Source organism: Sporolactobacillus terrae DSM 11697 (assembly GCF_000648615.1).
Taxonomy (GTDB): Bacteria; Bacillota; Bacilli; order Bacillales; family Sporolactobacillaceae; genus Sporolactobacillus; species Sporolactobacillus terrae.
Genome location: NZ_JFZC01000034.1, coordinates 52,176 through 63,800, shown reverse-complemented (window position 1 = coordinate 63,800; position 11,625 = coordinate 52,176). Strand labels below are relative to the sequence as shown.

17 protein-coding genes are annotated in these 11,625 nt (G+C 46.2%); all 17 read left to right on the top strand.

The window, feature by feature from the left end:
* Nucleotides 1-109 precede the first annotated feature (109 nt).
* The 17 genes from AA84_RS0105920 to AA84_RS0105835 all read left to right on the top strand — a co-directional run bounded on the left by AA84_RS0105920 (nt 110) and on the right by AA84_RS0105835 (nt 11,621).
* Nucleotides 110-1,045 carry a terminase small subunit gene (locus AA84_RS0105920; protein ID WP_028976450.1) on the top strand — a complete coding sequence of 312 codons (936 nt, stop codon included), beginning with the start codon at nt 110-112 and terminating at the stop codon, nt 1,043-1,045.
* Nucleotides 1,038-2,357: a PBSX family phage terminase large subunit gene (locus AA84_RS0105915; protein WP_328286229.1), complete on the top strand. Its 1,320-nt coding sequence runs from the start codon at nt 1,038-1,040 to the stop codon at nt 2,355-2,357. The genes AA84_RS0105920 and AA84_RS0105915 overlap by 8 nt, the downstream gene beginning before the upstream one ends.
* A 4-nt stretch (nt 2,358-2,361) precedes the next feature.
* Nucleotides 2,362-2,730 carry a hypothetical protein gene (locus AA84_RS17200; RefSeq protein WP_037563082.1) on the top strand — a complete coding sequence of 123 codons (369 nt, stop codon included), beginning with the start codon at nt 2,362-2,364 and terminating at the stop codon, nt 2,728-2,730.
* Nucleotides 2,731-2,760: 30 nt separating this feature from the next.
* The gene (locus tag AA84_RS0105905; protein WP_028976448.1) at nt 2,761-3,129 is read left to right on the top strand and encodes a hypothetical protein; all 369 of its coding nucleotides are present in this window, start codon (nt 2,761-2,763) and stop codon (nt 3,127-3,129) included.
* Nucleotides 3,130-3,162: 33 nt separating this feature from the next.
* Complete coding sequence (locus AA84_RS0105900) at nt 3,163-4,830, top strand: hypothetical protein (protein ID WP_028976447.1); 1,668 nt, start codon at nt 3,163-3,165, stop codon at nt 4,828-4,830.
* Nucleotides 4,830-5,600, top strand: a complete 771-nt coding sequence (locus tag AA84_RS0105895; RefSeq protein WP_028976446.1) for a phage minor capsid protein — start codon at nt 4,830-4,832, stop codon at nt 5,598-5,600. The genes AA84_RS0105900 and AA84_RS0105895 overlap by 1 nt, the downstream gene beginning before the upstream one ends.
* A 457-nt stretch (nt 5,601-6,057) precedes the next feature.
* Complete coding sequence (locus AA84_RS0105885; RefSeq protein ID WP_028976445.1) at nt 6,058-6,834, top strand: hypothetical protein; 777 nt, start codon at nt 6,058-6,060, stop codon at nt 6,832-6,834.
* Between the two features lie 3 nt (nt 6,835-6,837).
* Nucleotides 6,838-7,200 (top strand): hypothetical protein, encoded by a 363-nt coding sequence (locus tag AA84_RS0105880; protein WP_028976444.1) that lies wholly within the window; start codon nt 6,838-6,840, stop codon nt 7,198-7,200.
* A gap of 25 nt (nt 7,201-7,225) precedes the next feature.
* Entirely contained in the window at nt 7,226-8,218 is a 993-nt protein-coding gene (locus tag AA84_RS0105875; protein WP_028976443.1) for a major capsid protein, read from the top strand.
* A gap of 30 nt (nt 8,219-8,248) precedes the next feature.
* A complete protein-coding gene (locus AA84_RS17195; RefSeq protein ID WP_037563079.1) occupies nt 8,249-8,551 on the top strand; it encodes a hypothetical protein in 303 nt (100 codons plus the stop codon).
* Between the two features lie 19 nt (nt 8,552-8,570).
* The gene (locus AA84_RS17190; RefSeq protein WP_051577825.1) at nt 8,571-8,930 is read left to right on the top strand and encodes a hypothetical protein; all 360 of its coding nucleotides are present in this window, start codon (nt 8,571-8,573) and stop codon (nt 8,928-8,930) included.
* 8 nt (nt 8,931-8,938) lie between these two features.
* Nucleotides 8,939-9,280, top strand: coding sequence for a hypothetical protein (locus AA84_RS0105860; RefSeq protein WP_152540350.1), 342 nt, complete (start codon nt 8,939-8,941; stop codon nt 9,278-9,280).
* The gene (locus tag AA84_RS17185; RefSeq protein WP_037563077.1) at nt 9,270-9,764 is read left to right on the top strand and encodes an HK97 gp10 family phage protein; all 495 of its coding nucleotides are present in this window, start codon (nt 9,270-9,272) and stop codon (nt 9,762-9,764) included. Before AA84_RS0105860 ends, AA84_RS17185 begins: the two co-directional genes overlap by 11 nt.
* A complete protein-coding gene (locus tag AA84_RS0105850) occupies nt 9,761-10,165 on the top strand; it encodes a phage tail terminator protein (protein ID WP_028976441.1) in 405 nt (134 codons plus the stop codon). The genes AA84_RS17185 and AA84_RS0105850 overlap by 4 nt, the downstream gene beginning before the upstream one ends.
* Nucleotides 10,166-10,169: 4 nt before the next feature.
* Nucleotides 10,170-10,742: a hypothetical protein gene (locus AA84_RS17180; protein WP_037563075.1), complete on the top strand. Its 573-nt coding sequence runs from the start codon at nt 10,170-10,172 to the stop codon at nt 10,740-10,742.
* 52 nt (nt 10,743-10,794) lie between these two features.
* Complete coding sequence (locus tag AA84_RS0105840; protein WP_028976440.1) at nt 10,795-11,307, top strand: hypothetical protein; 513 nt, start codon at nt 10,795-10,797, stop codon at nt 11,305-11,307.
* Nucleotides 11,308-11,357: 50 nt separating this feature from the next.
* Entirely contained in the window at nt 11,358-11,621 is a 264-nt protein-coding gene (locus AA84_RS0105835; protein WP_152540349.1) for a hypothetical protein, read from the top strand.
* The last annotated feature ends 4 nt before the right edge of the window (nt 11,622-11,625 follow it).

Genomic DNA, 11,625 nt, shown 5'->3' with positions numbered 1-11,625 from the left:
TCATTGACATTTACCCCCTTGAATGAATTTCCAAGGGATTTTCCTTTATTCAACATTATTATATTCAAATCGTAATTATTTTATTCTTAGGAGTGTGGTGAGTCATGTAATGCCAAGAAAAAGAGATGTGCGCAGAGGCCAAGCTTTTGAGATATGGAAGCAGAGTCAAGGAAAGATCACCAATCGGGAACTTGCTAATCAATTAGATGTTCCTGAAAAGACAATCAGTGCATGGAAAAGCCGCGATAAGTGGAATGCAGTACTGCAAAAGAACGATTGTAGTACTACAAAAAGAAAAGGAACCAAACAGGCGCGTGCCCCAAGTAAAAAAGAAATTGAAGAGCCTATTGCAGAATCGGACGAACTAACCGAGAAGCAAAGGCTTTTTTGTTTGTACTATGTGAAGTCGTTCAATCAGACGATGGCAGCAATCAAAGCCGGCTATGCTCCTGATAGCGCTCATGTCGAGGGCAGCCGTTTGATAAGAAATGCTAAAGTTGCAGCGCATATTCGTAAAATCAAAGGCAAGATGCATCGGGAACTGTTCATTGATGCGATGGACGTTCTGAACAAGTACATTCAGATAGCCTTCGCTGACATCACTGATTACGTTGAGTTTGGCAATAGGGAAATGACCAAAAAGGAGATTGTCGATCATGACGGTGACGGTAATCCGGTGTTTGACGAAAGCACAGAATCATATTCGTTTGTGGATTTAAAGGATTCGAACAGTGTTGATGGGTCGTTAATCAATGAAGTGAAGCAAGGGCGTGACGGAGTATCAATCAAACTTGCCGACAAGATGAAGGCACTCGATATGTTGTCGAAGTACTTTGACCTTCTGTCCAAAACACAACAAGAGAAACTTAAAGCAGAGAAGATTAAAGCCGATACCGCTAAGGCTCAAGCCGAAACCACTAAGCTCAAAGGAGACGATCAAGATGATTACGAGGATGATGGATTCCTAGATGCTCTGAACGGAAAGACGGCTGATGTCTGGAAGGACTACAACGAGGATGATAGCGGTGGTGACTCCGATGATTGAGACGAAGCCACGCGTTAAAAAGTTCACGATGCTTGTCCACAAGAAAAAGCCGGCGCCGTTTAAGTTCAAGCCATTCTCTCCAAAGCAGATGCAGGTTCTAACCTGGTGGCGTGACGATTCACCGGTTAAAGATTCAGACGGAATAATTTGTGATGGTTCTGTCCGTGCAGGTAAGACGGTTGTCATGTCGCTTTCCTTTGTCATGTGGGCAATGGATACCTTCTCAGAAGAGAACTTAGGCATGTCCGGTAAGACAATTGGTTCATTCCGGCGAAACGTTATCACACCGCTTAAACGGATGCTGAGATCACGGCATTATCGGGTTAAGGATCATAGAGCGGACAATATGCTTGAGATTCGATTCCATGGAGTCGTGAATTATTTCTATGTGTTCGGCGGCAAGGACGAAGGTTCTCAAGACCTTATCCAAGGGATTACGCTTGCCGGTATGTTCTTCGACGAAGTTGCGCTGATGCCGCAATCATTCGTTAATCAAGCGACTGCACGTTGTTCTGTGGATGGTTCGAAGCTGTGGTTCAACTGCAACCCTGAAGGGCCTTATCACTGGTTCAAGACTGAATATCTTAATCATCTTAAGGGCAAGAGAATGGTTCATCTTCATTTCACGATGGATGATAACTATTCGCTGTCTGAAGCGGTCAAACAGCGCTATAAGCGCATGTACACCGGAGTGTTCTACAAGCGATTTATTCTCGGCTTGTGGGTGCTTGCTGAAGGTCTCATTTATGATATGTTTGACCGTGAGAAGCACGTTGTTCCGGCTGAGGAGCGGCGCTACACGCAATTCTATGTATCTTGTGACTACGGCATGCAAAACCCAATGACGTTTGGTCTATGGGGATTCTGCAACGGCGTGTGGTACAAGGTGAAAGAATATTACTATAACGGTCGCAAGGAAGTCAGACAGAAAACAAACGCGGAGTATTTGAAAGACTTCAAAGAGTTTGTTGGCGATCGTCGGATCCGAGGCGTGATCATTGATCCATCGGCTACGAGTTTTATAGAAGAATTGAAGCGAGCAGGTTATTATGTAATTAAAGCTAAGAACGACGTGCTGCCAGGCATCGAAAATATGTCGGTGGCACTCAATAACTGCTTGATTCTATACAATGATTGCTGTAAGAATACTTTTACCGAGTTTGCGTCCTATGTTTGGGATGAAAAAGCGGCTGATCGTGGCGAGGACAAGCCTGTGAAGCAATTTGACCATGCACTTGATTCGGACAGATACTTCTGCCAAACGGTTCTATTTGCACCGAAAGCAGGCATAAGCAGTAGATCAGGATGGTGATAGAATGAAAGTCAATTGTGATGGATGCCATAAAGATTTTGAGATCAAGCACAAGACAAGGAAGATTGATAAGTTCATTGTAGGTTATTTCCGCTGCCCGCATTGCAAGCATGAGTATGTGGCTTATGTGATGGACAAGGAAGTTAAGAAGCTCCAGGAGCGGCGGAAGTCTTTACTAATCCGAATTCAGAGAGCGTACAAACAAAAGCCAATAGATCTAAGCAAAGTTCAGCCGCTTGAAGACGAGTATCAGCAGCTGGACGGCAAATACATTGAAAACATTGCTGGCCAACATATCAAGTTACCGGGATTGATCGCGAACCGGATGGACGAACTGAAAAAAGAATATCTCGAAAAGTACGGTGCCAAGTGATGGTGCCGTTTTTGTTTGGAGGGGATTGCTTTGCGAGAAGTTATTTTGAACGCAGATCAGCTCAAGGAAAAGCTAGATTACTGGCAGAAGCGATTACGCCTGCGGGATTGGCTGATTGATTTAAAAATCACAAGACAGCGCGACATGGAGTTCGACGGTCAAGGCGAATGCAATTACAATCTGCTAAAGAAAATGGCGGTCATTCGTATTGTTGATTCAGTCGATTATGATGCATGTGAGGCATTCCCTCAGGACATGGAATGGTGTCTCGTACATGAACTCTTGCATTTACATTTTGCTCCACTTCATGTTGAAAGAGATGATGAAGCTGAAGAACAAGCGGTTGATCTTATATCAAATGCTCTTGTGACTGTGGCGAGAGAAACGAACGCTGAATAAGCGTTTTTATTTTGCATGAAAGGAGGTAATCAGATGCCAGCAATCAATTGGACAGAGTGGTCAGAAGGCGTCATTGAGCAGTTCCACGGTCATGTGTGGTTCTATCGTGATCTGTATGAGGGCAAACATGCTGATCTATTTCCGAGGGCGAAGAACCTAATCGACAAGGGCGAGATCACCGATCAGATCATGCACGGTCGGCACTATGCGCAAAACGTACAGACACCGTATATCATTGCGAATATCTCGAAACTGATACCGGAGATTCCGGCTATGCTTGTGTCACGGTCGATTGCCAAAATCTCGTCCTCAATCCACTCTGACAGCGAGCAAAACGATGCGGCGAACAAAGAGACGGACGAGCAACTAGAAGCGCCACACGATGCTGAGAACAGTCAAATTGATGATCTGCAGCAAGAATTAATTCAGCAGATCGAAAAGAACAGCGGCTTGCAGATGGAGCATTGGTCAAACATTGTACAGCAACAGGTTGATGGTGGACTGGTCGGCGTTGTGTGGAATGACGAGCGCGGGCTGAGAATCGAAACCAAGCAGCGTGATGTCTATTTCCCTCACGAGGATGGGCTAGGCGCTGACCTCGCTTATCAGCGAAAGATCGGCGAGGACTTTTATCTTCATATCTACCGTGAACGTGTTGAAGATGGCGGGCTTCTTGCAACAAACATGCTCTACAAGATCGACGAGTTGAGCGCGCACGACGAAAAGAAATCCGCCGGCGGATTTGATGCGAGTGGCATTGGTAACTATTCGCAAGCCATATCCGGACAGCTTGAGCCAGTGGACGATGAAACAGCAATGGAACTTCTTGAGATGGACGAGTTGGAGACCTTCTATCCGGGTCGCAACCGTCCATTTATTGTGTATTGGCCGAACGACAAGACGTTCATGCATCCGCTGGGCGTCAGCTGCCTGAAAGGTCAGGAAGGGAAGCAGGATGAGATCAACTGGTCGCTGACACGGAATGCGATTGTGTATGAGCGCAACGGAAAACCGAGGCTGGCCGTCTCCAAGGAAATCATGCAGGCGCTACAAGATAAGGCATTTGATCGCTACGGTGATGAAAGCAAGATTGATCACCGTGACTTGGAAATAACCACCTTCGATGAAAATGGCAAGGCACTTGAAGTTGTTCAGATTGACATTACGAAGATCGGCGACGTTGCTTGGGTAAAAGACCTCGAGCGGCAGATGTTGGCTGAGACACAGACCTCTGAAAAAGCCTTGGACTTGTTTTCTGAGACCACACAAGCACAGTCAGGCATTGCCAAGTATTATGACTTGTTCGTTTCCCTGTGCAAAGCTGAGCGGCTGAGAAATGAATATGTTTATTTCTTGAAGCAGCTGTTTGAAAACTGTCTGTGGCTTGCCAATCAGGACGATTCGGCGGTGCAAATTGAACAGCCGGAAGTTGCGACCAAAGAGATGTTCCCGATCACGAAGAGCGAACTAATCACGCAAGGCGTTGCGGCACACACTGGCGGCGGATCGTCACTTGAAACACTTGTGCGAACGATTAATCCGGATTCTTCGGAAGATTGGATTAATCAGGAAGTACAACGTATTGAAGCTGAGAAACAGAGTGACGATAGCACATCACTTAGCCAAGGCAGAGCGAACCTCAGTAACTACATGGATAACCGAGATGAGGATGGGAAGCCGATTGAGGGGGATGAAGAATAATGTCTCCTGACAAGCTGATTGATTACTTCTCATTCGTCGTTCAAGATATCCTTTCTCAAGTCAGTTCAGTCGATGATTTGCAGAACGACGCGAATGCGCTTGAGCTGATTAATTCTATTCTCAAGACACTGGACAGGCTGAAAGCTACGGTTGCTGATGTCATTCCGGAGCAGATTCTAAAGGAGTATTTTGGCGGTGTAGATGAGGGAACGAAGTTGCTTATCGCAGCGGGGCTTGAGATAAAAAAAGCATCCGCACTGACGAAAGACGGCAAGGTGCGGAAAGAATTCCAGTCACAAATGCATCTTGAAGCCGTGCAGAACATTGTCGAAGACACGATGATGGACCTGAATGCGGCGATTCGAACAGCTCAGCGGAGTGCAAAAGCGAGCATTGACGGTGCTCTGAAAGCTGTGAATAAAGATATTGCAAATGGCTTAATCGTAGGCGATCCGCGCAAGGTTATACAAGCACGGGTCGCTAAATCGTTCGCGGAGAATGGACTGACATCGTTCATCACGAGCGATGATAAGCGGTTACCGTTAGACTTCTATTCTCAGGCCGTGGTGCGGACGAAGATGCGGACAGCGAACACGACCGGGGCGGTTAATCGGTACCTTGAAAACGATGTGAAACTGGTAAAGGTTGACGAACACAGTCCTACATGCCATGTGTGTGCGCCGTATGCAGGGAAGGTGGTGAGTTTGAATGGTGATATAGAGGGATTCCCTTCAGGAACTGGGATACTGCCCCCTTATCACCCAAACTAGCTGCCGTCATACTGTATCGCCGTATTTAGTTGAGTTTCATTCAGACAGCGAGATTCAATCCGAGCTGAACGCATGGAAAGGTTTCGAGCCAGACAAAGACGTTCGCTCCGCTTCTCAGATAAAGGCATACGAGAAAGAGCAAGAGATTCGCAGAGTTGCGAATCAAGAGAAAAAGCAGTTTGCTAGGTGGCAGATGGTGCTGGGCAAGGACGCACCCAAGACAATAGGCGGATTTAGACGAATGAAGCGGCAGAATACTGTGAAGTTCCAAGAATTGCAGAGTGAATACCGCAGCATCATGCAGGGGATATCCCGGAAAGGATAGTGATCTGCACTTATCTCGTTCTGAGCACGGACGTTAAACAGGCTTATTAATTTTGTCTTTTTCCCATGACTGCAGACGTAAAAGAACAATCATGAGAATGGTGCCTGCAACCTAGAGCAGAGGAGGATTTACATGTTCACAAGATTAAAACTATGGATCTCGCTGATCGTTGCTTTGCTACTTCAAAAGAGGGTGCCTGCTTCCCATAAAGCAGAGAAACTGCCGCACAAGCTGAATCTCCAGTTCTTTGCTAGCGAGGACGGAGACGACGATGAAGGCGGCGATGATGACGATCAGGATGATCAAGACGGTGACAACGAAGATGATGAGGACGAGGAACAAACACTTGAGCAGATGATCAAGGACGATCCGAAACTCAAAAAGCAGTTCAATCAGCTATTTAAGAACAAGTTCGACAAGCGTTTGAAGGGCGTCGATCTGAAAAAAGCCAAGGAATTATTGGCGAAAGAGCAGCAGAAGCAGGACGTCAATAAGGATGAAGGCAGTGACGAGGACGATGCGAAAACAGCTAAGCTGCAGCTGAAATTGGATCGCAAAGCGAAACGGTTGTCTGTTAAAGAGTATGCCGCTGATCATGGCCAGAATCCAAAACTAGTCGCTCGCCTTGTTGATCTCGACAAGTTGGAACTGAATGAAGGTGGCGAAGTAGATCCGGATGATCTCGAAGAAGCGTTTGACGCGCTGGAAGACGAGTTCCCGGATCTTTTTGCTGCAGATGATGGCGGTGACGATGAAGACGAGGATGAAGACGAAGAGCGGACAAGTAAGAAAAAACGGCGTTCAGCCTATCGCCCGGGTTCTCGTCAGCGCGGCAACAAGAAACCGAAGCATGATCCATATGAATCGGGCAAGGCACGCGCTCTTGCTCGACACAAGAAGGAGGAATAATCCATGAACTTACAACCACGTTTTGACACGATTTATGGTCAAAAAGAATTTATGCGGAACACGCAAGGCATGGAAGTGAAGACAGGCGGGGCGACACTGTCGGCTACGGATTTTACCGCAGGAGCCTATGTGGAAGCCGGTACCGCTGTTTATAAGGGTGAGGATGGTTTGTATCATCCGTTTGATACTGAAACAGCAGCAACGGTGGCGGGCGCAGGACTGACGATGCATGACGTTAAGATCTATGCCGGTCAAAACCCAATCGTTGGTATCTTGGCAGCTGGTCACCCATTGGAATCCAAATGCACCGGTGTGACTGCAAACTTCAAGACTGCGGCAGCTGGCCGCATCGTATTCGATATTTAATTTGAACCAATAGGAGGAACGAGAAATGCCATTACATCTTGATGAGTTTCGAGAAGCAGAATTCACTGGGTACGTGGAAAACGTACCACCGGCAAGAGTTTATCTACTGAGACGCTTCTTACCGCAGAGAACAACAAGCGACATTGACTTTACTTACAACGTCATTACAGGGAAATACGCACAGGCTGCGTCAATCACTGGATTCAGTGCATCGGCACCGCTCCGCGATACGAAGGAGCTGCAGAAAGCTTACGGTTCTGTAGCCAAGATTCAGCACATGTTCCGTTTGGACGAACGACAGATTTTGAAGTTCAACGCACCGCGTAACGATGAAGAAAAGCGGCAGGCGATAGATTATGTTTATCAGAACACAGATGATCTGATCGCAGGTGTGGACGATGTGGAAGAGTTCTTACGTGCTCAGGCGCTTTATAAGGGAGTTCTGCAGTACGACGACACAGACAATGATATTCATATCCATGTCGATTTTGAAGTTCCGGAAGAAAACAAGCTGTCTTCGACTACACCTTGGAGCGAAGTGCAGGAGGCGTCACCGTTGGATGACATTACGGCTGCGGTTAATCAATTCAAAAGCGAGAACCAGCGCAAAAAGCCAGTCGTGATGCACCTAACCAGTGCAACTGAAGCACTGCTGCTCAAAAATGATCAGATAAAATATCAAGTTTATGGGAATCCAACTGATAAACGATTGCTAACCAAGCAAGACCTTGCGAATGTGTTCTCTTCGCTCGGTCTACCGCCTTATGAGATCAACGACGATGTTCTGAACCTCTACGGAACCGGTGATGTAGCATTGCTCGAAGATAACAAATTCGTACTTCTTGGCGAAGATCTTGGATTCACCATGATCGGGCCTACGGCAGAAAAGAACTTCCAGTCCGGCAAGTTCGTGAAGCCGAAGATTGAGGATGATCCACCGCAGGAATCTGTTCGTGTTGGTGAAACGGCTTTCCCGGCACTGCAGAAACCGCAGGCTATTGTTACGATGGGTGTTTGATCTTAATCATAAATAAGAGGAGTGATTCGATTGCCACTTTATTTTGCTAAAGGCTATCTTGTCGATCATGGCAAGATTGTTAAACCAGATGAAACACTGACATTAGAAAAAGCACAGGCGGACAAGCTCGGGGATAAGGTCAAGGCGGCTACAGTCGATGATCTGTCGAGGCTGAAACTCACCGATCTGCAGGCAATCGCAAAGGACGGCAGCGTTGCTTACTCAGGCTTGAGCAAAGATCAGCTGGTTGCAAAGCTGACAGGTACTGAAGCATCCGCCGAAGAAGAGCGAGCATCGGAGCAGCCAGCAGACACCGCTACACCTAAAGCCTGATTAGAAAGCAGGTGATCGCATGGATTTTAATTCCGTGGACCAGTATTTAAACAAGATGCACTTTGCTGATCTGTATAAGGCGCTGGATCCTGATGGTCAGCAGTCAATCTTCTTTGAAGCTACTGAACTACTGAAAGATAAGTTTAGAGAATCGCTTCTAACTGATCGCATTGTCTCCCTACAGGTGAATTACATGCTTGAGGGCGAGAGTGAGGAATATGCCAAGCTACGCCGGCATGGAGTAACTGCAGCGTCTGCTAAGGATGTCTCTGTGACGTTTGAAGGACGCGGCGGCGAGACTACTAGTTATGATCCGATCTGCCCAGATGTGCAGCGGCTGATTGGCGGACGCAAGGCAAGAGTGGGTGAGCTAATATGAGACCACCAATGCCAAAGCTAGCTGATGGTGTTCTGACACTCAAACAGCCACAGGTGGACGAAAACGGCGAGCCGATGACTGATGATTACGGAAATCCATTAACAGTGGATCGTCCTATCAAACAGGCTCGAATTCGACAGTCTACGAAGTTCATTCAGGCACGAGACGGACAGCAACATAAATGTGTATTGGAGATCGATTTTCCGACGGAGATAGCGATATCAGAGGGCGACAGCGCCGAATACCATCCAACGGGTGCCGCACTTCAAAAGGGGAAGATCATCTCAATCAACGAGACTTTGAATCTCGCGGGTAACCATGTCTATTTCAGGACCGCTTATGTCGAATAAAAATGAATTGTTTCATATCGAGTGGGATGGACTCGAAGAACTCAAAGAACTGTTTGATCAAATGGATGAGAACTTTCAACGGATTCTTATTGAAGAGTTCACTGACTATGGTTCCTTAGTCGAAGAAGGTGCTAAAGCCTTAGCTCCTAAAGATGCAGGTGATCTTGTTGATAGCATTAATGCGACAAAGGCTGAGATACATGGTCACACTGTTGAAGTGAGTGTCGGTTCAAATTCGAAGTATGCTGTGCGACGGCATGAAGAACCATATCGCAAGGGTCATTTTCCGAAATACGATAATGGCTCTAAGTTTGATAATTACTATATTAATGGTCGTGGAAAACGAACTCGAAGTAAGCATCGATGGAAGGGGCAGCCCACTGGTCGAAAGTATCTGCAGAATGCCATCAATGCGACTGAGTCGGATTACAAGAAAATGCTAGAACGAATTTTGAAACGTACTCTGGGAGGCGATAAGCTGTGATCCAGAGTTTTTTTATGCAACAAAGTAAGCTGATTTTGCCTGATTTAAAATGGACGATTGACAACTACACAGCGAATGACAACACAGGCACTGTGTACTCGGAAGGTAGTGGTGATCCCGACTTATACGATGCTGATATACATCAGCCGGAATACATGGTCTATATCCGATCGTCCGAATTTGCTTATGCAGAGTTTGCGGCTCGTCAGGTGTTCAACCGATTCCACAAGATGCATGATCAGCAAGTAACGATCAGCAAGACAATTAAAGGCGCCACCATAACAACAAATTACTATGTTTATTTGATACAAGCGCTCAGCGAACCACTCCGAATCGGTGTCGACGAATCAGGCATCATGGAGTGGTCCATTAATTTCAGAGCGACTTTAAGGGAGGTTTAAAAGAATGGCAGGAGAAGATAATATCGTTAAAATTCCCTATGGCCCTTGTACGGTTACTGTGGGCGAAGGGGAAGACATCGTGAAGTTTGACGGGTCAGAAAATCTTCAGGCTGATGGCGGAGAAGTTCAACTGCAACCGCAATGGACGGACATCACAGTTATTGACTTTGGTTCGTCACCAATCGACCGCAAACTGACAGGGTATCAAGGCCATGTGACCATTGTTGCTGCTCAGGAAGATATGAAAATACTAGATTTGGCGCTTGCGGCAAGCGAGCAGATCACCGCAACTGAGGGCGGCGCTTTGGTAGGATTGACCGATTCAAAAATAGGGACTTCGCTACGTTCTAAGGGCAAAAAAATTGTGATCCATCCACGTAACTTGGCAGCTGATGACAAATCTATGGACATTGTAGTCTATAAAGCAGCGTCGGACGGAGATTTCACAAAGCAATGGAATCAGGGACAGACAAACCGTTCAATTACGCTTAATATCATGCCGCGTGATGGATTTGATCCAACGAAGGATGGCAACTACTTCTACATTGGACCAACTGATCCAAATGCTGAGCCTTGATTTTTAAGGACTCTTTTGAGTCCTTTTATTTTATTATCATGGAGGAAAACTCATGGCCACAACCATTCAATTAAAAATTAAAGATGAATCAGGCAACATCAAAGTCGAAAATCATGAAATAGAGGAAATCGTGCTCGACCAGTATATTGGAATGATGAAAGTGCTGAACGATGCATTAAAAACAGTCAACGGAGATCAAGGCTTAGCACAACTCCTTGATTTTTTTAACTCGAAAGCTGATGAAGAAAGCGCACAACAGCGAGACATTCGCTTTGCTTATGCAGTTGTTGGCTCGTTTGATGCCTTGGCTGTTCGATTGCCGGAACACGCGGTGCAGCTTGTGAGTGTCCTAAGCGGAATTTCTCTTGATGCACTGAAATCGCAAAAACTTGGTGTTATTTTCGATATTTACGACGCAATCATCACCGAAAACGACATTGAAAAGTTGATGTCTCGAGCAAAAAAGTCTTTGGCGCTGACCAAGACAAGAGTCAAGATCAAGGGACTGATCAACAAGCTGGCTCCAGCGCCGAAAGAAGAGACAGAGGAACAGACACAAGCCTAAAAGAAACCATCGTATTTCGATTAGCTCCACTACTTGGCGGACGCACAGAGGTGCTCCAAACACCAATGGTGGAGCTTTTAAGTTATGTGGAACTGCAGAACGAAAAAGACAAAGCTAGCGCCCATGAGAAAGATAGTGAGCGCTATTTAGCGTTCCTTTCAGCATTTTATGCTTCCGGGAACGTGGATTCAAAAGAACGAGAAGAATTCCGTCAATCGCTTCTTCCACGTTCTCTTAAAGATCAGCCAATTGAGAAAAGAGAATGGAATTTTGAACTTTTAAAACGGCTGAAGTTGCGGCAGAAAGGAGGTTAATTGT

What these genes read in the sequence shown, in the direction of transcription:
- AA84_RS0105915 (WP_328286229.1), top strand. Translation starts at nt 1,038, where the DNA reads ATGATTGAGACGAAGCCACGCGTTAAAAAGTTCACGATGCTTGTCCAC.
- AA84_RS0105875 (WP_028976443.1), top strand. Translation starts at nt 7,226, where the DNA reads ATGCCATTACATCTTGATGAGTTTCGAGAAGCAGAATTCACTGGGTAC.
- AA84_RS0105880 (WP_028976444.1), top strand. Translation starts at nt 6,838, where the DNA reads ATGAACTTACAACCACGTTTTGACACGATTTATGGTCAAAAAGAATTT.
- AA84_RS17190 (WP_051577825.1), top strand. Translation starts at nt 8,571, where the DNA reads ATGGATTTTAATTCCGTGGACCAGTATTTAAACAAGATGCACTTTGCT.
- AA84_RS0105895 (WP_028976446.1), top strand. Translation starts at nt 4,830, where the DNA reads ATGTCTCCTGACAAGCTGATTGATTACTTCTCATTCGTCGTTCAAGAT.
- AA84_RS0105860 (WP_152540350.1), top strand. Translation starts at nt 8,939, where the DNA reads ATGCCAAAGCTAGCTGATGGTGTTCTGACACTCAAACAGCCACAGGTG.
- AA84_RS0105920 (WP_028976450.1), top strand. Translation starts at nt 110, where the DNA reads ATGCCAAGAAAAAGAGATGTGCGCAGAGGCCAAGCTTTTGAGATATGG.
- AA84_RS0105900 (WP_028976447.1), top strand. Translation starts at nt 3,163, where the DNA reads ATGCCAGCAATCAATTGGACAGAGTGGTCAGAAGGCGTCATTGAGCAG.
- AA84_RS17180 (WP_037563075.1), top strand. Translation starts at nt 10,170, where the DNA reads ATGGCAGGAGAAGATAATATCGTTAAAATTCCCTATGGCCCTTGTACG.
- AA84_RS0105885 (WP_028976445.1), top strand. Translation starts at nt 6,058, where the DNA reads ATGTTCACAAGATTAAAACTATGGATCTCGCTGATCGTTGCTTTGCTA.
- AA84_RS17185 (WP_037563077.1), top strand. Translation starts at nt 9,270, where the DNA reads ATGTCGAATAAAAATGAATTGTTTCATATCGAGTGGGATGGACTCGAA.
- AA84_RS0105840 (WP_028976440.1), top strand. Translation starts at nt 10,795, where the DNA reads ATGGCCACAACCATTCAATTAAAAATTAAAGATGAATCAGGCAACATC.
- AA84_RS17200 (WP_037563082.1), top strand. Translation starts at nt 2,362, where the DNA reads ATGAAAGTCAATTGTGATGGATGCCATAAAGATTTTGAGATCAAGCAC.